The sequence below is a fragment of the Nocardia sp. NPDC050630 genome, assembly GCF_044457245.1.
Classification (GTDB): Bacteria; Actinomycetota; Actinomycetes; order Mycobacteriales; family Mycobacteriaceae; genus Nocardia.
Genome location: NZ_JBITGN010000005.1, coordinates 278,159 through 303,836, shown reverse-complemented (window position 1 = coordinate 303,836; position 25,678 = coordinate 278,159). Strand labels below are relative to the sequence as shown.

The window sequence follows — 25,678 nt, the reverse complement described above, 5'->3', positions numbered from 1 at the left end:
AATCCACACCACCGAAACCGAAGATCCGCGCGGCGACCGGCTCGATCACGACCGAGATCCCGGCACCCTACCAGACGCCGAAACACAACAGCTCACAGGATTTTGGCGTGCTGCCTCAGAACTCGAGGCGACGTGCCGCGAGATCGGCCTCGTTCGCGGTCATGATGCGCGGCCTGCGCGGCGAGCAACTCCCGAGTGGATCGCAGAAGTCCGTGCCGATGCCCCAGTACTACACTTGTTCGTCACCGGCCTCGAACACGACTTCGCGGCCGTGACGGTCGGATTGATGCTGCCGTGGAGCAACCATCCAACTGACGGCACCGTCAATTAATGAAAGCACCTCGAGCGCCAGTGCTTCGGCAGGGCGAAGCTGGACTTGCGGAAGCGGATTCTGCTCATGCGCCCATGCACCCATGCCGGAGAACAACTGCGGCCGAGTTGATCACACTGTTTGCGCCAGAACCCATCACCGTGGCTGGTGACAACGACACTCCGATCATTGAGCCAGACACCCCTCCGCACACCCGTCACCGGATGCAACCGCTTGCGCGACATGCAATTAGCTTATAGTGTGCCCACAGCGCAATGATGGTTCGTACAGTGTGGCCCTTGCCTCAAAGAGAAGTTCACGCGTCGCCGCTTCCGGCTCAGAGCTGAGCGTGCCCGGGACCGTAATGGCCCTGCTCGATGTGTCATGCGCGCTGGATCGAATTCTACTGAGCATCAACGTATCTAGCAATACTGGCTGGTGTTGGCATATGGCTGGTGAGGGACCTCCTCGGGGATGTCATCCAGCAAACCGGGCCCGAAACACCACCTCCGCCATAGCTCATGGCTATGAAGTCGCTAGACTGCTCGAGGAAGCTGTCAGATAGCTGTTGCATGTGAGTCTGTGTTGCTTTGCCAGATGTTCGAAGTGTCCGACTTTTCAGATTTCGAGATGCTGGGAGACGTCGACAAATGGGAGTTTTGGGGTTCCGTCGCACTAGAACGTCGGCGCCCGAGTTGATTCCGGGCGCGGACAAGGTGAGCCGCAGGCTGTGCTGACCGGCGCGCTCGAGCAGAGATATGGGCGCTGCTTCGACCTAGATGAAGTGCAGATACAGGAAATTTCGGGCACGGGTAGGGGTGTGGTCTGCCGTGTTCCAGTGCCTCCGAGCCTGAGTGAGAGGTTTAGATGGATCTGAAGTCAGCCGAAACTGCCGGCAGTGAGCTGGATCTGAAGTCAGCCGAAACTGCTGATCCTCAGCTGGATCTGATTCCGTTATCGAGGGCGCAGTACGGCATGTGGCTTGCGGACAACCTCTCTGGCGGGCCGGCGGTGAACATCGCACACTACATCGAGATCGAGGGCCCTATCGACGACGACGCATTCACCAAGGCGGTGAATGACGCCGCTCACGAAACCGAGTCGCTTGGTGTTCGGGTGGTTGAATTGAACGGCGTCCCATATCAATTCGTCGACCGCAGCATCACTTTCGACGAGTCCGTGCTCGACTTCAGCGGTGAGGACGATCCGTTCGCAGCGGCAATGGAATGGATGCGGCGCGATTACAACACCAGGGCTGTTGATTTGAGCCGTGACCGGCTCACCGCAATGCGGCTGATCCAGCTCGCTGAAGATCGGTACCTGTGGTACGCGCGTGCCCATCACCTCGTCGTTGATGGCTACGCCGCGTTCAACGTCGTGACCCGGATAGCCGAGCACTACAATGCCTTGCTCGAGGGCCGGACGCTTGTACCGCTGAAGGCGGCCGGATTGCGCGACATCATTGAGGCGGAGCGCGCCTATCGAGCTAGCTCGCGGTTCGACACCGACAAGGCATACTGGCTCGACAAGGTTGCAGATCTGCCGACGCCGACAAGTCTGTCCGGCCGCACAGCCCGGTGGAGCAAGGTCGATAATGTTGCGAGCCTGCAGCTTCCGTCGCGATTGGCCGACATACTCGACCGTTTCTGCGACAACCTGCACGCATCGCCCGCGCAAGTAATCATCGCAGCCTTCGCTGCGTTCCTCGCCCGGATGACCGGTACCGACGATGTGGTGTTGTCGATGCCAGTAAGCGCTCGTGTGACGAAACGCCTGCGCAATGCTGCCGCGATGTTGGCGAACATGGTGCCGATTCGGTTCACTTTGGACGCGACGACCACTGTGGAGCAAATAATCCACGCGTCCGTATCTGAGCTCGTCTCTGCGATGCGGCATCAGCTTTATAGGTTCGAAGATCTGCGTCGCGATTCGAATGCGTTGGACGCGTCGGCGAACTCGTTCGGTCCGATTGTCAACATCCTCTTTTTCGACTCGGAGATTCGCCTCGGGTCGGCCCTCGGCCGCTATCGAGCACTGACGTCGGGTGCGCTCGACGATCTGCAGCTGAACCTGTACCGTTCCGGAGCCGAGGCTCCGCTGCTGATCGAACTGCACGGGAATGCGAATTTGTACAGCAGGGATGAACTCGATGCGCACGCAGGTCGGTTCATCGCTTTCCTGCAGCGATTGATGGATTCGCCCATCGCGACTCCGCTGGTCGAGATCCCCCTTGTAGACCCTGCCGAAGAGGCGCGCATTCTTGGGCAGCTCGCCGGGCGTGACGGCGCGACGGGCACAGCGACGCTCGTAGATTTGCTGACGCGACAGGTTGCCGCCACACCATCGGCAGTGGCCGTCACTTCGGGTGAGACCGCCCTGACCTATCGCGAGCTGGAGGAGCGATCCAACCGATTCGCCCGCACGCTCATCGCTCTCGGGGCAGGGCCGGAATCACTGGTAGCCATCGCCATGCCGCGGGACGCCGATCTCATCGTCGTTGCGCTCGCCGTCCTGAAGTCGGGCGCGGGGTACTTGCCGTTGGACGTCGCGCATCCGGCCGACCGGCTCGAATATGTGCTGAACGACGCCGATCCGATCGCCGTCGTGACGACTCGCAGTATGCGCGAATACGTGCCGAGCAATCCCGGACGGGTGGTGCTGTTCGACGGCGCGGTCGGCGACGAGTCAGCGGCACCGATCACGGACGCCGATCGGCCGAGCCCACTGTGCCCCGACAACGTCGCATACGTCATCTATACCTCCGGATCGACAGGTCGGCCCAAAGGCGTGGCGATCGCCCATCGCGCCGTCGCGACGTACCTGGCGAACGCGTGCGCTGAGATCGGCGTCCGGACTGAAGATGTATGGACACTGTTCCATTCGTTTGCGTTCGACTACTCGGTGTGGGAGATCTTCGGCGCATTGGTCAGTGGTGGCCGCGTGGTCGTCGTGGACAGTCTCACCACACGCTCACCGGACGATGTCGTGCGCTTGGTGGCGCTCGAGAAGGTGACCATCTTCAACCAGACGCCATCCGCGTTCCACCAATTCGCCGTGGCGCGGCAGCGTTACGCGGACGCCGGTGAGCCCGACGGTGAGCTTTCGGTGCGGCTGGTCATTCTCTCGGGCGAACGTCTCGACCCGGCGGGGCTAGCGGACTGGTACGGGCACAACCCGAAGCTTCCTGTGCTGGCCAACAGCTACGGCATCACCGAAACCACGGTCTTCGTCACCTACCTCGGCCTGACACCGCAGATCGCGATGCCGGGGGCGCCGAGTACGATCGGCCCGGCGCTGCCGGGACTGCGCACATATGTACTGGACGAACGACTGCGCCCGGCGCTGCTGGGAGCCTGGGGCGAGATCTACGTCGCCGGAACGCAACTCGCTCGGGGTTATCTCAACCGGCCTTCACTTACTGCCGGACGTTTCGTGGCCAACCCGTTCGGCGAGCCGGGCGAGCGACTCTATCGCAGCGGCGATATCGCACGATGGAATCACAAGGGTGAGCTGGAATACCGTGGCCGTGGCGATCAGCAAGTGCAGCTGCGTGGGTTCCGCATCGAGCTCGACGAGGTCCGTAACGCACTGCTGACTCACAGCGCAGTCTCAGCGTCGGTCGTCGTTGTGCATCTGCCCGGCACGGAAGCGGCTCGGCTCGTCGCCTATGTCGTGCTCGCCGGCGATATTGCCGGTGGGGCTGAGACCCTGCGTGCGCATGTCGCGGCGACGCTGCCGGAATACATGGTCCCCGTCGCCGTGGTGGAGTTGTCCGAGTTGCCGCTGACCGTCAACGGCAAGGTCGATCATCGGGCGCTGCCCGAGCCGGTCTTCGATTCGGCCGCAGCGTACGTCGCGCCGAGCACCGTTATGGAGGAGACGATCGCGGATGTCTTCGCCGAGGTGCTGGGCTTGGAGCGGGTAGGCGCGCGGGACAGTTTCTTCGAACTGGGTGGCAATTCGCTCACCGCGACCAGCGCCGCTGTCCGGATCGCAGAGCGGACACGATCCGATGTGTCGGTCCGGGATCTGTTCGGCAAACCGACCGTCATCGAACTCGCCGCGCACGTCGACGCCGAGCACCGCCCCGGCCGGCTCGCGTTGCGTGCGCAGCCACGCGTCGAGCCGATTCCGTTGTCGCCGGCGCAGAACCGAATGTGGCTGATCAATCAGGTCGACCCCGCCTCGGCGGCCTACAACATTCCGCTGGTGGTTCAGCTGACCGGCCGTCTCGACGTCGCTGCGCTGTACGCGGCCCTGACGGATGTGATCGATCGGCACGAATCCCTGCGCACCGTCTATCCAGTCGTGAACGGAGAAGGGACACAGTTCGTTCTGCCGACCGCGCACGTTGTCGCGGGTCTCGATCTGTCGGCGGAACCGATCGACTCCGCCGACATCGCGCATCGGCTCGGTGACCTGGCGTCGACCGGGTGGGACGTGCGCACGAGTCCGCCGATCCGGGTCACGCTCCTCGCGTCCGCGGACCGCCATCGGCATGTGCTGGTCATCGTCTTGCACCATATCTGCTGCGATGGATCGTCGCTTCGACCGCTCGCGGCCGATGTCGTGACGGCCTATGAAGCGAGGTCGGAAGGAAAGACGCCGGACTGGCAGCCCCTGACGGTGCAATATGCCGACTACAGCATCTGGCACCGCCGCTTGCTCGGTGACGAGAACGATCCGGACTCTTTGGCGGCACGCCAGTTGCGTTTCTGGGCAGCGCAGTTGGCGGGGATGCCGCCGATGCTGGAGCTGCCCACCGACCGCCCGCGCCCTGCTCACCAGTCCATGCGCGGCGGCGTCGCCGACTCCGTGATACCGGCCGAAACCTTTGCGGGGATCGAGCGATTGGCTCGAACAGCCAACGTCACTACTTTCATGGTCGTCCATGCCGCATTGTCGGTTGTGCTGGCCCGGCTCTCGGGCTCGCAGGACATCACCATCGGGACGCCCGTCGCGGGCCGCGGCGAGCGGGCGTTGGAACCGCTCATCGGCATGTTCGTGAACACGGTGCCGCTGCGCACCCAGGTGCGTTCCGGCGAATCGTTCACCGCATTTCTGGCGCGGGTCAAAGAGATCGATGTCGATGCCTTTGCCAATAGCGACCTGCCCTACGAACGCGTAGTGGATGAAATCGATCCCATGCGGTCGACCGCGCATGCCCCGCTGTGTCAGGTATACCTCGCGTTCGAGAACATGGACCGCCCGCGTCTGGAGTTATCCGACCTCGCAGTCGAGGTCCTGGATCCTGGGCCGCAACCGGCGAAGGTGGACATCATCGTCACCGTCGCCGAAAACACCGCCGCGGGAGGCGATGTCGCACTGCGGATCAATTACGCCACGGATCTGTTCGATCGGGCGACGGTCGAGGAGCTGGCCGCGCGGCTGAATCGGGTACTTGATGCGGTCGTGTCCACTCCGCAGGCCCGGTTGGGTGGTGTGAATTTGCTGTCGACGGGCGAGCGAGCAGGGCTGCTGCCCGCGTCGGGTGGCCAAGCCGAGGCACCGCGAGTGTTGGCGGAGGTGTTGTCGGTACCGGACCCGGGCGCGGCGGCGGTGGTTTTGGGTGAGCGCACGGTGTCGTACGGAGAGCTGGATGCTTGGTCGAACCGTCTTGCACGGCAATTGATCGAGTGGGGGATAGGCCCAGGTGATCAGGTCGCGTTGGCGATGGCGCGATCGGTGGAGTTCGTGGTGGGGATATGGGCGGTGACCAAGGCGGGCGCGGCGTTCGTGCCGGTGGATCCGCGAAATCCGGCCGAGCGGGTCGCACTCATGGTGGCCGATGCCGATGTCCGCGTGGCGATCACCGTCGAGGAAGCGCAGGACCTGCTTCCGGATTCGGTCCGGCGGTTGGTGCTCGACGATCCAGACACCACAGTCTGCATCGCGTCGCAGTCCTCGGCGGCGGTGACCGATGCGGACCGGCCACGACCCTGCCACATCTCGGACACGGCGTACGTGCTGTACACCTCGGGTTCGACTGGGACGCCGAAAGGTGTCGCAATCACCCACCAGGGATTGGCGAATTTCGCAGCCGAGCAGCGGGAGCGCTACCGGGTCGACAGTTCCTCGCGGGTGTTGCAATTGGCGGCACCGGGTTTCGACGCGGTTGTTCTGGAGTTACTCATGGCTCATGCGAACGGCGCGGCGTTGGTGGTGTCGCCGCCGGAAGTCTTCGCAGGGCAAGACTTGGCGGAATTGATTCGGGCGCAGCGGGTGTCTCACGCATTCGTGACTCCGAGCGTGCTGGCGACGATGTCGCCGGCCGGTTTGGATTCGCTACGGGTGCTGGTGGCCGGTGGGGAGGCAGTGTCGGCGCAGACAGTCGCGGTATGGGCACCCGGTCGGCAGTTGTTCAATGGGTACGGGCCGACCGAAACCACGATCATGGTCGCTATCAGCGACCCGTTGGGTGTCGGAGACCGTGTCACCATCGGTGGCCCGATCCGTGGTGTCGAGGCCGTGGTACTGGATGCCGACCTGCAGCCGGTGCCGGTCGGCGTGACGGGGCAGCTCTATGTATCCGGAGCGCAGCTGGCCCGAGGATATCTCAACCGGCCGGTCGCTACGGCCACCACCTTCGTGGCCAATCCGTACGGTCCCTCTGGTAGCCGCATGTACCGGACCGGCGACCTGGTCCGCTGGACACCAGAGGAAACTCTGGAATACCTCGGTCGCACCGACTTCCAGGTCAAGGTCCGTGGCCAGCGCATCGAGCTCGGCGAAATCGAGGCCGTCCTCGCCGCGCACCCCGACGTGGTGGTAGCGGTGACGGTGGGTGTCGCGACCGACGGCGGGTCGAGACTGGCCGCCTACGTCGTGCCGATCGACACCGTCGATACAGCGGAGTTGCTGGGCTACGCTGCCCAACGCCTGCCGTCGCACATGGTCCCGGATGTGGTGATGGTGCTGGACACGCTGCCGCTGTCGTCGATGGGCAAGATCGACCGTGCGGCATTGCCCGAGCCTATATTCGCCGCCACCACAATCGAGTTCGTCGCACCTCGCGATGCTGCCGAGCAGATCGTCGCCGACGTGTGTGCCGCGGTGCTGGGGATCGAGCGCGTGGGCGTCTTCGACAGTTTCTTCGATCTGGGCGGAAACTCGTTGTCGGCTACTCGGGTAGCGGCACAACTGAGCGCCGCGTTCGGTGTCGATGTTTCGTTGCGCGCGATCTTCGATGCGCCGACCATCGCCGCCTTGGCGGAGAATCTTCCGACCAGCGATGCGACGGGGCGCGAACCCCTTGCGCCGCAGGAGCGTCCGGCCCGAATCCCGCTGTCGCCCGCGCAGGCGCGCATGTGGTTCCTCAATCAGTTCGACACCAGCTCTGCGCTGTACAACATTCCGATGGTCGTCCACATGTCGGGAGATCTCGACGTGGCCGCGATGCACGCGGCGATCGCGGATGTGCTCGACCGGCATGAATCCCTGCGAACCGTCTACCCGGACAGCGACACCGGACCGCACCAGGTGGTCGTCTCGGTGGAGACGGCAATGTCCCGACTGGCGCCATTGTCGGTCGCGGCGAGCGAGGTCGAGGCGCACATTGCCGCGGAGGTGAGCGCCGGGTTCGATGTCACAGCCGAGGTTCCGTTTCGGACCACCTTGCTGCGCAGCGCCCCCGACGACCACACCCTGGTGCTTGTCATCCATCACATCAGCTTCGACGGGTCATCGCTCGCGCCGCTTGCCGCAGATCTGATGACCGCATATAAAGCCCGCGTCCGGCAACAGGTACCGCAGTGGGCGCCGTTACCTGTGCAATACGCGGATTACGCTCTGTGGCAACGAAAATTGTTCGGCACCGAGAGCGACCCGAACAGCCAGACTGTCGCCCAAATCGAGTACTGGCGCGCGGCTCTCGCCGATTTGCCCGAGGTACTCGACCTGCCCACCGATCGCGCGCGTCCGGCGAAACAGTCGTTCCGTGGTGCGACGGTGTCGATGACGGTGCCCGCAGATCTGCATCGTGAGGTAATCGCGCTGGCCCGCCGCCACGATGCGACGGTCTTCATGGTGATGCACGCGGCTTACGCCGCACTGCTGGCGCGGCTGTCGGGAACCGGTGACATCGCGGTCGGCACACCGATCGCCGGCCGCGGCGAGCCCGGACTCGATGCTCTGGTCGGAATGTTCGTCAATACGCTGGTATTGCGGACACGGATCGAGCCTGCCGCGTCCTTCCTACAGCTACTCGATCAGGTCCGGAGCACTGATCTGGCCGCCTTCGAGAACTCCGACATCCCGTTCGAGCGGCTCGTCGAGGTGCTGAATCCGCCGCGCACGACAGCACATGCGCCGTTGACTCAAGTCGGATTCTCGTTCCAGAACATCGAGATCCCGACGGTGGGGTTCGAGGGCCTGACGGTTTCGGCCCGGATGGTTGATCCGAGCGTAGCCAAGTACGACCTGCATCTGAATCTCGTCGACGCATTGGGGCCGGACGGCGAATCGGGCGATATGGCAGTCGAATTCGGTTATGCGACAGACCTGTTCGATGAGGCGACGATCTCCTCGATCTTCGACCGTTACCTGCACCTGCTGCAGGCAATCGTCGCCGATCCCGCCCGCGTTGTCGGTGATATCGATCTACTGACCGCGAAAGAGGTGCGCGAGCTGACCGCGCGGTCGACCGGTGAGACGACGCCTCCGTCGTCCGCGACGATCGCGCACCTGTTCACCATGCAGGCCACGGCGACCCCGGAAAGCACTGCGGTGGTTGATGCAGAGGGAGGCGGCCGACTCAGTTACCAACAATTCGCGGCGAGGGTGAATTCGCTGGCACGCGCGCTGATCGGACGGGGCGTCGGCCCGGGAACCACTGTTGCCGTCGCGATGCGTCGCTCCGTTGATCTGCTGACCACGCTGTACGCGATCCATGCGGCGGGCGCGGCCTATCTGCCTCTGGATCCGGATCACCCAGTCGACCGGGTGCTCGTGGTCCTCACCGACGCGATGCCGAGTGTTGTTCTCACTCGGCAGGTCGACGAGGCGAATTTGCCCGATGACGTGCCGGTGTGGACGTTAGAGCAGTTCGGTACCGAGCACATGGATACGTCGAAGGTCACAGACGCCGACCGGACCCGTGTTTTGCGCCCGGACGATCTGGCCTATGTCATTTACACCTCGGGTTCGACAGGCGTGCCGAAGGGCGTGGCGGTAACGCATGCCGCGGTGGTGAATCAACTGCGGTGGCTGCGGGATCAGTATGGGCTCGGCGGCGACGATGTCATGCTGTTGCGCACGCCGTTCACCTTCGACCTGTCGGTCTGGGAGCTGTTTTCCGCATTGACCTGCGGCGCGTCGTTGGTTGTCGCGGATCCCGACGCACACGGCGACCCGGCCGCCGTGGCCCGACTGATGGCCGAGTATCGCGTCACGACCGTGGATTTCGTGCCCTCATTGCTCTCCGCATTCATCGAGCAGGCCGCCGGGCACGAGTTCCCCGACCTGCGGCAGGTATTGTGCATCGGCGAGGCGCTGCCGGCCGATACCGTTCGCCGCTTCCGGGAACTGAGCTCGGCGCGCATCGACAACCTGTATGGGCCCACGGAGGCCGCGGTCAGCGTCACCTACCACCACATCGATGCGCTTGACGGCGTCGCAGTGCCGATCGGCATTCCCGAGGCGAATGTGGTTGTGCGCGTTTTGGATTCGCGGTTGCGTCCAGTTCCTGTCGGGGTTACCGGTGAGCTCTACCTGGGTGGGGTCCAGCTGGCTCGCGGTTACCACGAACGTCCTGATCTCACGGCAGCGACGTTCGTCGCCGACCCCTGCTCCGGTGCGAGTGGTTCTCGGCTGTACCGCACCGGCGACCTGGTCCGCTGGGACCCGGATGGCAGCCTGCGCTATGTCGGCCGCGCCGACACCCAGGTCAAAATGCGCGGTCTGCGGATCGAACTCGGTGACATCGAAGCCGCGCTGATCGCCCACGAGCAGGTGAACGCGACCGTCGCGCAGCTGCGCACCGATCGCGGCGAGCAGCGCTTGGTGGCCTACGTGGTGGCCACAGAGGCGTTGGATATCAAGCGGGTCCGCAGCTTTCTGCTCGAACGGCTGCCAGCGTATATGGTGCCGACCTCGCTGATCCGGATCGACGCGATCCCGCTCACGGCCAACGGCAAAGTCGACTACCGAGCGTTGCCGGTGCCGGATCCGAGAAACCAGGAAGCCGGGTATCGCGCGCCGCAGGGATTCGTCGAGCACACGGTCGCCGGGATCTTCGCCGAACTGCTCGATCGCCCGGAGATCGGCGCGGACGACAACTTCTTCGACCTGGGCGGAAATTCGCTCATCGCGACGCGCGCGCTGAGCCGGATAGGCGATGTCGTCGGCGTGGCCGTACCGGTGCGGGTGATATTCGAGGTGCCCGCCGTTGCCGACCTTGCCGAACATATCTCGCGGCTGCGTGAGGTGCCGAACCTGCCGGAGCCGACTCCGAAGCCGCGTCCGGACCATGTTCCGCTGTCGCAGGCACAGGCAAGGATGTGGTTCCTCAACCAGTTCGATCCGGATTCACCCGGATACGTTGTGCCGCTGGCGATCCGACTCGACGGTGTGCTCGACATAGAGGCCCTCACGGCGGCCGTCGGTGATGTGATCGAGCGGCATGAGAGCCTGCGCACGGTGTATCCGGCTGTTGATGGCACGCCAACGCAGGTTGTGCTCGATGCGGCCGACGTTGTCGGGACCTGGGATCTCACGCCGCAGCCGGTCGGTGAGCGCGCGCTGTCGGACCGGTTGGCCGAGTTCTCGGGTGCCGGATTCGACGTGTCGAGGGGCGCGCCGCTGCGTATTGCGTTGTATCAGTTGTCGGACCAGTCGTGGGTGGTTGCGTTGGCCATCCACCACATCAGTTGCGACGGCTTTTCGGTAGCGCCGCTGGCCGCCGATATCGTGACGGCCTATCGTGCGCGGTCCAGTGGTAACCCGCCGGACTGGGCTCCGCTGGTCGTACAGTTCGCCGATTACGCCCTATGGCAGCGGGAGGTGCTCGGCTCGGCGGACGACCCGGACTCGTATGTGGCCCGCGCCATCGGCTATTGGCGGACTCAACTCGCGGGCATCCCCGATGTGATCGAATTGCCGACCGATCGGCCGCGGCCGATTGTGCAGACACAGCGTGGTGCGGTCGAGCACGTCACGATCCCCGGTGAGCTGCAGGGCCGATTGGAGGCGCTGGCGCGGCGAGCCGAGGCGACGACGTTCATCGTCGTGCACACGGCGCTGGCGGTGTTGCTGTCGAGGCTTTCGGGCAGCGACGACATCGCCATCGGTGTGCCATATGCGGGCCGCGGTCACCGATCACTCGACAACCTTGTCGGGATGTTCGTCAACACCTTGGTAATGCGCACCAGGGTCACGGTGGATCAATCGTTCTCGAGCCTGCTGAACCAGGTGCGGCGCACAGACATCGAGGCATTCGACCATGCCACCGTCCCATTCGAGCAGTTGGTCGAGGCAGTCAATCCCGCGCGGTCGACGGCCCACACTCCGTTGTTTCAGGTCATGCTCGCCTACCAGAATATGGTGCAAGCGCGTGTCGAACTTCCGGGACTCACAGTCGAGAACGTGGATCCGGGCGACAGTGCCGCGATCTATGACCTGCTGCTGATGATGACCGAGGGGCACGGCGCCCACAACGAGCCGACCGGCATGACGCTGCGCCTGACCTATGCCACGGACCTTTTCGACGCGGACTCCGTACGGCGTTTCGCCGAACAATTCGTGCGGGTACTCGACGCTGCCGCGACCGATGCCGAGGCGGCGGTCGGCGCGATAGAGCTGCTCGATGCCGCCGAGCGGCACCTGGTGTTGGAGCGATGGAACGACACCGTGGCTCCCGCCGCGACAGGCCGGACCCTGGTTGACGCCTTCGACCAGCAGGTCACTCGTACCCCGGACGCTCCGGCTATTCGCGTCCCCGACGGCGCCGTGTTGACCTACCGTGATTTCGACACCCGCGTCAACCGTGTCGCCCGATGGCTCATCGCGCGCGGTGCCGGCCCGGAAAGTGTTGTGGCGGTGTGTATCCGGCGATCGATTGAGCAAATCACGGCGCTGTATGCGGTGGTGAAAGCGGGTGCTGCGTTCCTTCCGATAGATCCGGATCATCCAAGCGCGCGAATCGCTGATGTGCTGAACGCGGCGCGGCCGCTGATGGTGCTCACCACTTCGGCGGACGGCGAGGAACTTCCGGATGGATTCGCGACCGCGCGGATCGATCGATTGGACGTGGCCGGTCTTCGCGATGCCCCGATCACCGATTCGGAGCGCCGCGCGCCGCTGCGGCCAGCCAATGCGGCCTACGTCCTGTTCACCTCCGGCTCCACTGGTGTTCCCAAGGGCGTCGCGCTGACCCATGCCGCGACCGTGAGCCAGTTGGCATGGGCACAGCAGCAGTGGCCGCACAACGCCTCCGACATGGTCCTGTACAAGACACCGATCACGTTCGACATCGCGGTATGGGAGTTGTTCTGGCCGTTACAGACCGGTGCGCAGATCATGGTCGCCGAGCACGACGGGCACCGCGACCCGGCGTACCTTGCCGGTGTCATCGCGCGGCACCGGGTCACTACCGTGCACTTCGTACCCTCGATGCTCGACGTTCTCCTCGAAACCACCGCTGTCACGGAGCTGCCATCGATCCGGCGAGTACTCGTTGCCGGTGAGGCGCTCGCGCAGCGCACCGTCGACGCCACGGCGCGCGTGTTCACGAATGCCGAGGTGGTGAACTGGTACGGCCCGGCCGAGGCGGAAGTCGTCACGGCTGCACGCTGCTTGCCGGGTGTGACGACCCGTGCGATGGTTCCGATCGGTACGCCGGTATCGGGCATGCGGGTCTACGTGTTGGACTCGCGGTTGCGGCCGGTGCCGGTGGGTGTGATCGGCGACCTGTACATCTCGGGTGTCCAGCTGGCGCGTGGTTATCACGCTCGCGCCGACCTCACCTGCGGTGCATTCGTGGCGAACCCGTTCGGTGCTGCAGGTAAGCGGCTCTATCGCACCGGTGACCTCGTCAGGTGGACGAAAGCTGGTGAGCTGGAGTACCTGGGCCGCAGTGATTTCCAGGTCAAGGTCCGCGGTCAGCGGGTGGAACCGGGCGATATCGAAGCGGCGCTGTCCGCGCTGCCGGATGTCGCACGCGCCGTCGCTGTCGCCACGGCCGAACACATCGTCGGATACGTGACGCTCGTATCCGGTGCGGTGACCGATGGGCGCGCGATTCGCGACCAGCTCAACCGCTCACTTCCTTCGTACCTGGTTCCGGCCGCTGTACAGGTGCTCGATGCGATGCCGCTGACACCGAACGGCAAGCTCGATCGAGCTGGCTTGCCGCAGCCGGTGTTCGACGGCGGCGAGGAATTCGTGTCGCCTCGCACCGAATACGAAGCGGCCCTTGCCGAAATCGTCGCCGAGCTCACGGATATCGACCGAGTGAGCGTGACGGCGAACGTTTTCGAGATCGGGGTCAACTCGCTTACCGCCGCCCGCATCGCGGCGCGAGCCGCCGCGGCGCTCGGCATCGATGTCGGCATCCGCGATGTCTTCGACGAGCCGACGATCGCCGGGTTGGCCCAATGCCTCAGCGAGCGAACCGGTTCCACGGTGGTTCCGCTGGCAGCCCGGCCACGTCCGGCGGCGGTCCCGTTGGCGGCGGCACAACGGCGGATGTGGTTCCTCAACCAGTTCGACACCGCTTCGGCGGCATACAACATCTGTTTCGCGGCCCGGTTGACCGGCGGGCTGAGTGTCGATGCATTGCGGGCGGCATTACTCGATGTGATATCCCGGCACGAGCCGCTGCGCACACTGTATCCCGCCGTCGACGGTGAACCGTGCCAGGTCGTGCAGGACGTTGCGGTTGTGGGCAGGGGTCTGGTATTGGCTCCGGAGCCGGTCGCCGATGAGGCGGAGTTGGCCGATCGGATTCAGCAGGCCGTCGGGACAGGTTTCGATGTCGCGGAATCGGTGCCTGTGCGGGCGCGGCTGTATCGCACCGGTGCCGACGAGCATGTGGTCGTGGTCGTGGTCCATCACATCGCCGCCGACGGCTCTTCTATGGCACCGCTGGCCCGTGATGTCTTCGCCGCCTACCAAGCGCGTGTGAATGGCGAAGCGCCGCAGTGGGAACCACTGGAAGTCCAGTACGCCGATTACGCGATGTGGCAGCGCGAGATGCTCGGCACCGAGGACGATCCGGCGTCGCTGATCGCGCGGCAGATCGCCCACTGGACCGAGGTTCTCGGTGACGCCCCGGAACTGCTCGACCTGCCGACCGATCGGACACGGCCCGCCACCATGTCGATGGCCGGTGGCATCGTTCGGTTCGCGATGTCGGCGCGGCTGCACGATGACATCGTGCGGCTGGCACACCGTGAGGGCGTCACCGTGTTCGTCGTGCTGCACACGGCGTTGGCGATCCTGTTGGCGCGCACCACGCACAGCGAGGACGTTACGGTCGGCACCCCGGTCGCGGGTCGAGGCAACCAGGCGCTGGAGGATCTGGTCGGCATGTTCGTCAACACCGTGGTGTTGCGCACGCGTATCCGCGAGAACCTGTCGTTCCGGGAACTTCTGGCCCAGGTGCGCGACGTGGACCTCGAGGCCCTCGCCCACGCCGATGTGCCCTACGAACGACTGGTCGATGTCCTGGACCGTTCCCGGTCGACGGCGTATACGCCGCTGTATCAGGTGATGTTCGGGTTGCAGAACATGCGCGCTGCCCGGTTCGAGCTGCCCGGTATCGATGTCGAATTGCTCGACCCCGGCTTGGCGCAGGCCAAAACCGATCTCACCGTGCTGGTGACCGAACGCGTCGATGGCGAGCGGCCTGCTGGCATCGACGGCGAAATCACCTACGCGACGGACCTTTTCGTCGCATCGAGCGCGGAATCGTTCGCCGAGAGGTTCGTCCGTGTCCTCGAAACGGTCGCCGCCGATCCGGAGCGCGTGGTAGGCGACATCGATTTGCTCGGTGTCGTGGAGGCCGAACGGTTGGTCCCGGCACGTGGCGGTGAGACCACGTCGCCGTGCCTGCTGCCTGAACTGCTGGCCGAGGCCGTGGCAACGGATCCGGCGGCGATCGCTCTGATCGGGGAGACCGAGACCCTCACTTACCTCGAGCTCGATCGCCGGTCAAACCAGCTCGCCGCGCACTTACTCGCCCGAGGGGTCGGACCAGGGGTGTTCACGGCGCTGGCCGTGCCGAGGTCGGTCGACTACCACGTCGCCATGTGGGCGATAGCGAAGGCCGGTGCCACGTTCGTCCCCGTGGATCTGCGGTATCCCGTGGAGCGGATTGCGCACATGGTGAACGATTCCGGTGTCACTGTGGGGATCACAGTCGCGGCCGCGCACACCTCGCTTCCGGGAGATGTCGGATGGGTGGTGCTCGACGACCCGGATTCGGTCGCCGAGATCGCCGCGCAATCGAGCCAGGCCGTCATGGATGCAGATCGCCCGCGCGCATTGCAGATTCGGGACGCGGCGTACGTGATCTACACGTCTGGTTCGACCGGGACACCGAAGGGTGTCGTGGTGACGCATGCCGGATTGGCCGGATTCGCGGCAGAGGAGCGGGTGCGTTATCGCGTGGACGCCACCTCGCGTGTACTGCAAGTGGCGGCGCCCGCCTTCGACGCGGTGCTGCTCGAAGCGTTGATGGCGTGTGCGGCCGGCGCTTGCCTGGTCGTGTCGCCGCAGGAGGTGTTCGGCGGCCCGGATTTGGCCGCACTGATCCGCGCGCAGCGAGTGACGCACGCGTTCCTGACACCCAGCGTGCTGGCGACGATGGCACCTGCGGACTTCGCGTCGGTGCGGGTGCTGGCGGTCGGCGGCGAGATGGTCTCGGCGGACCTGATCGAGGTGTGGGCGCCGGGGCGGCAACTGCACAACATCTACGGCCCGACGGAGACGACGATCGTCACCACGATCAGCGATCCGGTACAGCCGTCCGATGTGATCAACATTGGCGGTCCGATCCGTGGTGTCGAGGCTGTGGTGTTGGACTCGCGGCTGCGTCCGGTGCCGGTTGGGGTGACCGGGGAGCTGTACCTTTCCGGTGCCGCATTGGCGCAGGGCTACCTGAATCGCCCTGCCGCGACAGCAGGTGCGTTCGTGGCCAATCCCCACGGTGAGCCGGGGTCACGGATGTATCGCACCGGCGACATCGTGCGCTGGACGGCGAAGGGTGCGCTGGAATACATCGGCCGCATCGACTTCCAGGTCAAGATCCGTGGCCAGCGCATCGAACTCGGCGAGATCGACGCCGCACTGCTTTCGCATCCGAAGGTGGCTGCTGCTGTCACGGTGAGCCATAAGGGATCCGGTGGGCAACCGGTGCTCGTCGCATACATCGTGGCCGAACCCGCGTCTGTCGTCGAGCCGAGCGCCGTGCTCGAACACCTCGCCGCGGTATTGCCTGCCTACATGGTGCCGTCGACGATCACCGTGCTCGACCACATGCCGCTCGCCTCGACCGGCAAGGTGGACCGAAAAGCGCTGCCGGACCCCGTTTTCGAGATCGATGACGACGATGCCGTCGCCGCGGCGACCGAACTGGAACGCACTATTGCCGCCGCCTTCGCGGACGTGCTCGGCATCGCGTCGGTGGGCGCGACGACCTCGTTCTTCGCGCTCGGCGGTGATTCCATCATGTCGATTCAGTTGGCATCGCGGCTGAAGACAGCGGGTGTCATCGTGACGGCTCGCGATATTTTCGAGCGCAAGTCCGTTCGGGGGCTCGCACAGGTGGCCCAGGCCGCGGAACGGGTGACTCTGACGGAACTGCCTGGCGGTGGCGTGGGCGAGATTCCCTTCACGCCGATCGTGTCGTGGTTTGTCGAGCGGCTCGGGCCAGCCGATCGGTTCGCGCAGTCGATGCTGGTGCGCTTGCCGAGGGACGCACGAGTCGGTGACGTTACCGCGACCGTGCAGGCGGTGCTCGAACAGCACGACATGCTGCGCTCGCGGCTGCGCGAACGATGCATGGAGGTGCTTCCCGTAGGCGCCGCCGATGCCGCTGGCTCGGTGTTCGTCCGAACCCTCCGGGTGCACGAGACCCCGGGCAGCGACGGTTTCACCGCTGTGGTGGAAGCGGCGCTGGCCGAGGCGTCCGACCGACTCGATCCCGCCGAGGGCCGGATGCTGCAGGTCGTGTGCCTGCTTCCCGAATCGGGCGTCGAAGCCGATGCCCGCGCCCTTATCGTGATTCATCACCTGGCTGTCGACGGGGTGTCGTGGCGGATCCTGCTGCCCGACTTCGTCACCGCCTGGCAGCAGATCAGCCAGGGACGCGCGGTCGAGTTGCCGACACAGGGCACATCCATGCGGCGGTGGGCACACGCCTTGAGCGCCGCCGCGGCCACCCGCCGCGGTGAGTTCGAGCTGTGGCAGCGGATGAGTGCGGCGGCCGATCCGCTACTCGGGAGTGCGGAATTGGATCCCGCCGTGGACACCCAGGCGACAGTGCGGCATCTGACGGTGTCCATCCCGACCGCAGTGACCTCGGCGTTGCTGGACACGGTGCCGCGAGCCGTGCGCGGCAGCGTCGATGATGCTCTGCTGGCCGGTCTGGCCGTGGCGCTGACTGATTGGCGCCGTCACCGCGGCATCACGCACCCGGGCATGAAAGTCCTCTTGGAAGGACACGGCCGCGAAGAGCAGATCACCGCGGGCGCGGATATCTCACGCACCGTGGGCTGGTTCACCAATGCATACCCGGTCGCTCTCGACCTGACCGGAATCGATTACACGGACCTGCGCGCGGCAGTGAAAGCCGTCAAAGACCAGCTGCGCGAGATCCCTGACAAGGGCGTGGGTTATGGCCTGCTGCGCTATCTGAACACCGACACGGCCGACCAGCTCGCTTCGGTGTCGCAACCGCAGATCAGTTTCAACAACCTCGGCCGCGCCGGGGTCGACCTCGCATCGCTTTCGGATCTCGCGTGGGTTCCGACCGATGAGCAGTTCGATAGGCGGGCCGCCTTCGATCCGGATATGCCTGCCGCAGCGGTTGTCACGTTCGATGTGAACATCGTGGACACCGAGGTCGGACCTGAGTTGTCGGCACATGTCGCCTACGCCTCGCGGTTACTCGAACACGACGACGTGGCCGAACTCGTCGACGGATGGGTCGACGCCGTGACCGAGATCGCCAGCATCGCGTATGCAGACGACGAATGGGGAATGTCGCGCGCAGATGTTGCGCTGGTCGACCTCACGCAGCGCGATCTGGATATGTTCGCCGACCGGTACGGTCGGCTGAGCGAGGTATGGTCGCTGGCGCCGCTGCAGGAAGGTTTGCTGTTCCACGCCGAATTCGCGGCGGGCCAACTCGACGTCTACACGGCGCAATCGGTACTCACTCTTACCGGTGCGGTCGACGGAAATCGGCTCGAGCGTGCCGCGAAAGCCTTGCTTGGGCGGCATCCCAACCTGCGGGCCGCATTCACGCGAACCGCCGATGGTGTACCCGTGCAGATTATTCCGGCTACCACCACGGTGCGCTGGCTCAACGTCGATCACTGTGGCAACACAAGGGAATTGGATGAGCTGATCGAAGCCGAGCGGGCGATCGTGTTCGATCCCGCCGACCCGCCGCTGCTGCGGTTCCTGCTTGTTGCCGTCGGGCCGCACGAGTTCCGGCTGGTGTTGACCGCGCACCATCTTCTGCTCGACGGCTGGTCGTTGCCGCTGCTGTGGCGTGAATTGATCAGTTTGTATGCCGTGGGCGCACAGTCGGAGCTGCTTCCCCCGGCGACCTCGTACCGCGATTACCTGGAATGGCTGAGCCTGCGCGATCGCGCCACCAGCATCGAGGTGTGGCGGGACGCGCTGCGGGACATCAGCGAGCCCACATTGATTGCGGATCCACACACGGCGACGACCGCGGACACCCCGATCGATCTGCCGATCGTTCTCGATCGTGCCGCGACGGCAGAGTTGGTGAACTTCGCGCGAGAACGAGCTGTGACGATGGCGACAATCGTGCAGTTCGCCTGGGCCGTGGTGCTGGGCAATCTGCTCGGTGTCGAACGGGTGGCCTTCGGCGGCACAGTATCCGGCCGCCCGGCCGAACTGCCGGGCGTCGAGTCGACGATCGGTCTGTTCATCAATACGATCCCGGTCACCGCCGATGTGCGGCAGGATCTTCCGATCGAGGACGCGCTGCGCCTACTGCAAGCGAATAACACCCGTCTGCTCGACCACCACTACCTCGAACTGTCACAGATCATGGCGGCCACGGGCAACAGCCAACTGTTCGACACTCTGGTCGTGTTCGAGTCGTACCCGGTCGACAGCAGTGGCCTGGGCGAAGCCGACATCGACGGTATGCGCGTGGTCGCGGCGGATGGCCGCGACGCCGCGCACTACCCGATCACCGTGCAAGCACACCACACCGACGAGTTGCACGTTCGACTCCGCTACCAGCGGGCCCGCATCGACAAGGTGACAGCAGCTGGCCTCGCGGCCCGTCTCGAAACTGTGCTGCGTGCGGTGACGACCGATCCGACCAAGCGACTCGGTGCGATCGATCTGTTGTCCGCGGACGAGCGGCGCGAGCTTGTGCCTGGTTCCGGTGGCAGCGCAGTGGCACCGTGCGTCATGGCGGAGCTGCTGTCCGCGGGCATGGCGGTCGACCCCGATGCGGCGGCGGTTGTTTTCGGCGGCCGTACCGTCTCCTACGCGGAATTGGATGCCTGGTCCAACCAAATGGCGCGGCAGTTGATCGCATGGGGCGTCGGCCCAGGGGATCAGGTCGCGCTGATGATGCCGCGGTCGGTGGAATTCGTGGTCGGCCTGTGGGCAGTGACGAAAGCGGGCGCGGCGTTCGTGCCCGTCGATTCCCGGAATCCAGTCGAGCGCGTCGCGCACATGGTGGCAGATGCCGAGGTGCAGGTCGCGGTCACGATCGAGGCAATGCGGGAGCTGCTGCCGGACACGGTGCGCCCGATCGTCCTCGATGACGCGGACACCGCGAAGTCGATCGCCCTGCGATCGGCGGCCGCCGTGACCGACAGTGAGCGCATGCGTACGCCGCACGTCCGAGATGTGGCCTACGTGATCTACACCTCCGGCTCGACCGGAACGCCGAAGGGCGTCGCCGTCACCCACGAGGGGCTAGCGAATTTCGCAGCCGTGCAGCGGGACCGGTTCGGTGTGGACACTGGTTCGCGAGTGCTGCAGGCCGCTGCTCCAGGCTTCGATGCGATGGTCCTCGATATGCTGCTCGCCCACACCGCCGGTGCCATGCTCGTGGTGCCGCCGCCAACGGTCTTCGGGGGCGACGAATTGGCCGAACTGATTCGCGCACAGCGGATTTCGCATACTTTCATTACGCCTAGCGTGCTGGCGACGATGTCGCCGACCGGTATGGATTCGCTGCGGGTACTGATGGCCGGTGGAGAGGCGGTGACACCGGAAACGGTCGCGACGTGGGCGCCGGGCCGGACCCTGTTGAACGGGTACGGTCCGACCGAAGCCACGATTCTGGCTGGTATCAGTGCTGCGCTGCTCCCGGGTGGTGCGGTGACCATCGGCGGACCGATCCGTGGTGTCGAGGCTGTCGTGTTGGATGCGTGGTTGCGGCCGGTGCCGGTCGGGGTCGTAGGAGAGTTGTACCTCGCGGGTGTGCAGCTGGCGCGCGGATATGTGAACCGGGCCCCGGCTACAGCCGGTGCATTCGTGGCGAATCCATTCGGTGCGGCCGGTTCGCGCATGTACCGCACCGGCGACCTGGTCCGCTGGACACCGCAGCACACGCTGGAATACCTCGGACGGCGCGATTTCCAAGTGAAGATCCGCGGTCAGCGCATCGAACTCGGTGAGGTCGAAGCTGTTCTGGCCGAACATCCCAGGGTCGAACACGCGGTCGTGCTGTTGCGGAAGGACCAGCGCGGCATAGATCGTCTCGTCGGTTACCTTGTCGTCGGCGAGGATGTCGATCCGGACGAGGTTCGGGCCACCGCGCGGTTGCGACTGCCCGCCCACATGGTGCCCGACGTGTTCATGGTGCTCGCCGAGATTCCACGCACGACGTCCGGCAAGCTCGACCGCTTGGCGCTTCCCAGCCCGGAATTCGCGGCCGGTCGGAAATGGGTCGCGCCACGCACTGACGCAGAGCGGCGCATCGTCCACGTGTTCGCAAGCGTGTTGGGCGTCGACAGCGTAGGGGCGACGGACAGTTTCTTCGATCTCGGTGGCGATTCGCTGTCGGCGACACGGGTGACTGCGCAATTGAGCACGGCGCTGGGAGTGCATATCGGGGTCCGCGACCTGTTCGAGGCCCCCGTGGTCGCCGAACTCGCCTCCCGCCTCGATACTTTCGACCGCAACTCCCGAATGCCGCTGACGCCCCGACTGCGGCCTCCGCTCGTGCCGCTGTCACCGGCGCAGCAGCGGATGTGGTTCCTCAATCAGTTCGACGCCACGGTCGGTGCGTACAACATCCCGCTGGTGATCCGGTTGCGGGGCGAACTGGACATAGATGCGCTGCGGCACGCGTGTGAACTGGTCATCGACCGGCACGAGTCGCTGCGGACCAAGTTCCCGATGGTCAACGGCCAGCCGTATCAGGTTGCGGTCGCCATCGATGAGATCGCATCCGTACCGACTCCCGTCCGGGTCGACGAAAAACGTTTGCTGGAACGAGCGATCGCCGTAGTCTCGACGGGTTTCGATGTGCGACAGGCACCCCCGTTGCGTATCGAATTGTTCGCGGTCGATGACCGGGACCATGTTCTGGTCATCTGTGTGCACCACATCTGCGCCGACGGCCAGTCGATGATGCCGCTCGCGCGGGATGTGGCACTGGCATACGAGGCGAGTAGGCAAGGGACAGAACCGATGTGGCCGGCCCTTCCGGTCCAGTACGCCGATTACGCGCTGTGGCAGCGGGAAGTGCTCGGCTCGCCGGATGATCCGGACTCGGTCATGTCCCGGCAGTTGCGATTTTGGAAAGACACCCTCAACGGGTTGCCCGAGCTGCTGGAACTGCCGACCGACCTGCCCCGGCCACCGGTAGCGTCCATGCGCGGCCGCGCCGTCGATTTCGAGCTTCCCACGCATCTGCACGAACGGATCGTTGCTGTCGCGCGCGCCGCGAACGCCACAGTCTTCATGGTCCTGCACGCCGCGCTGACCGTCCTGCTGTCCAAGCTGGCCGGCGTCGACGACGTCGCGATCGGCACCCCAGTGGCTGGCCGTGGCGAGCGTGAGCTCGATGATCTGATCGGTATGTTCGTCAACACGCTGGTATTGCGGTCACGGGTGCGGACCAGCCAGCCGTTCGCCGAATTGCTCGCCGCGACCCGTGACACGGACCTGGCGGCGTTCGCGCATGCGGAAGTTCCCTTCGAACAAGTCGTGGAAGCCATGAATCCGCCCCGGTCGACTGCGCATCTTCCGCTGTATCAGGTGACCCTCGACGTCCAGAACCTGAGCAAGGCCGCGTTGGAGCTGCCGGGCCTGCGCATCGAGCCGCTGGAAAACGGCTTCGAGCAGGCACAGGCGGATCTGAGCATGAAGCTGGTCGAGCAGTTCGATGATCGAGGCCGTCCGGATGGCGTGGCGGGTCGGCTCACCTTCGCTACCGATCTGTTCGTCGAAGAGACGATGACTAGGGTCACACACGCATACATACAAATTCTGGAGGAGGTGACCGCCAATCCGGCGGGTGCAGTCGGCGATATCGAGATCGTCGATGCGAAGCAGCGCCGCGAATTGCTCGACTCGGCAGGGGAAGACGGCGTCGTGGTCGCCGACGCGACGCTCGTGGATCTGTTCGCTGCCCGAGTCCTGGCCCAGCCGGAGGCGGTCGCGGTATCCGACGGTGCGTCACAGTTGACCTATGCGGAGCTGGATCGGCAGGCCACCCACGTCGCGGCTCGGCTGATCGAGCAGGGAGTCGGGCCGGAATCACTGGTGGCCGTGGCGTTGCCGCGCTCGATCGAGTTGGTCGTGGGCCTGATCGCGGTGGTGCGAGCGGGCGCTGGGTATCTGCCACTGGATGTTGCGTATCCGCCGGACCGATTGCAGTTCATGCTCGACGACGCACGTCCGGCCGCGGTGTTGACATCGGTCGAGATGGCATCGGCGGTGCCGCAGTACGCCGCGCCGGTGGTGCTCATCGAGGATAGTGCGGACGCGACAGCGGACGGCTGCGATCCGATGTCGCCGAACCTGCGACTGGACAACGTGGCCTATGTGATCTACACCTCAGGATCGACCGGCCGACCCAAGGGAGTGACGGTCAGCCACCGCGAAGTGGTCACGTTGTTCGCCAACACGGCCGAACGCTTCGACTTCGGCCCGGACGACGTGTGGACGATGTTCCATTCGTACGCCTTCGATTTCGCGGTATGGGAAATGTGGGGAGCACTGCTGTCCGGTGGCCAGCTGGTCGTTGTCGACTACCCCACATCCAGATCACCGGAGGCGTTCGTGGATCTCGTGGTCCGAGAGCGCGTGACAGTGTTGAGTCAGACCCCGTCGGCGTTCTACGGGTTCGCTGCGGCAGAGCGTGAGTATCGCGAATCCGGTTGTAGTGCTGGCGAACTCACTTTGCGTTACGTCGTATTCGGCGGCGAGGCACTGGATGCGTCCCGGCTGACCGGATGGTTTGCAGCGCACGAGCCGGGATCACCGCGACTGATCAACATGTACGGGATTACCGAGACGACGGTACATGTCACGTTCACCGAGATCGGTGGGACCGACGTGGCCGGGATCGGATCGCCGCTTCCGGGGTTGCGCGTATACGTGCTCGACGACCGGCTGCGCCCGGTGCCGATCGGCGTCGCCGGGGAGATCTATGTCGCCGGTGAGCAATTATCGCGAGGCTACCTGGGGGCCCCGGTTTTGACGGCGGGACGATTCGTGGCCAATCCCTTCGATCCGCATGGTGGCCGGTTATATCGGACCGGCGATGTGGGCCAGTGGCGCAGGACCGCCACCCGGCTCGAGTTGAACTACGCGGGCCGGGCCGATGCGCAGGTGCAGTTGCGTGGTTACCGCATCGAGTTGGGTGAGGTGGAGTCGGCGCTGCTCCGGCATCCGCACGTGACGCGGGCCGCCGTGGCGGTGCACCGCCACGGCGCGGGCGTCGATCAGTTGATCGGTTACGTCGTGGGCATCTACGGCCAACAGATCGATCCGGGCCAGGTCCGGGAGGTCGCCGCCCAGATGTTGACAAGCTACATGGTGCCCTCGACAGTGGTGGTATTGCCCGATCTGCCGTTGACAGTCAACGGCAAACTCGATCGAAACGCATTGCCTGCTCCCGATTTCGATGTATCGGTGGACGAGTTCGTCGCCCCGCGGACCCACACCGAGAAAGTGATCAGCGACGTTTACGCGCAGGTGTTGCGCGTCCAGCGGGTCGGGATATCGGATGGGTTCTTCGACCTGGGCGGCAATTCGCTGCTGGCCACGATGGTGGTCACCGAACTGCGTGCTCGCGGTGTGACGATCGCATTGCCATGGATGTTCGATGATGCGACACCGAAGGCCCTGGCGCGCAAGGTCGATGAGGAAGAGGGCGGCTCCGGTCTGGAGGTACTGCTTCCGCTGCGTGCCAGCGGCTCGAAGCCTGCCGTATTCGGTGTGCACCCCGCCGGGGGATTGGCGTGGTTCTACGGCGGCGCGGTGGAACATTTGGACAAGGATCGACCGGTATACGGCTTGCAGGATCCGCACGTCGTGGCGGGCGAACCACGCGCGGACTCTGTGAATGAATTGGCCGAGCGGTATGTGGCCGAGATTCGCCGAGTACAGCCGAGCGGACCGTACCACCTGCTCGGCTGGTCGTTGGGCGGGCAGATCGCGCATGCGATGGCGGTAAAGCTCCAACGCGGTGGTGAACTCGTCGGAACGCTGGCCATGCTGGATACCTCCGTCGACCCAGCGGGTCTGTCGGCCGCCTCGACGATCACCACCGTGGACGAGCCTGCTCCGGGACAGCTAATGGCGGACCTGCTCGGCGGTTGGCGGGAGCTGTTCGACCTTGGTGACGCGGTGAAGGTGGACAGCCATGACCAAGCGTGGGCAGTCATCCGTGACCAGGTGGTCGGCACTGGGCTGTTCACCGCCGAACAGACGGATCGAGTGATGGAGAGTTTCGAGACAGCGAGCAAAATCGCGGCCGATCACCGGCCAGAAGTTTTCGAAGGAGACTTGGTCTTTTTCACCGCAGGCAAAGACCGTATGGACCACGACGCTCTCGTGCAGGGATGGCACCCGTACGTGACAGGCAACCTTCACAACAAGGTCGTCGACGCACGCCACCTCGAGCTCAGCCACCCGCATGCTATGGCCGTCATAGGGCCGATCCTGGAAAGGTTCATGAACGAATGCTGA

General features: G+C 64.8%; 1 protein-coding gene. It reads left to right on the top strand.

All coding sequences use genetic code 11. The annotated features are described in order from the left end of the window. Positions 1–1,177: 1,177 nt before the first annotated feature. Positions 1,178–25,678 carry a non-ribosomal peptide synthase/polyketide synthase gene (locus ACIBG0_RS16275; protein WP_397033160.1) on the top strand — a complete coding sequence of 8,167 codons (24,501 nt, stop codon included), beginning with the start codon at positions 1,178–1,180 and terminating at the stop codon, positions 25,676–25,678.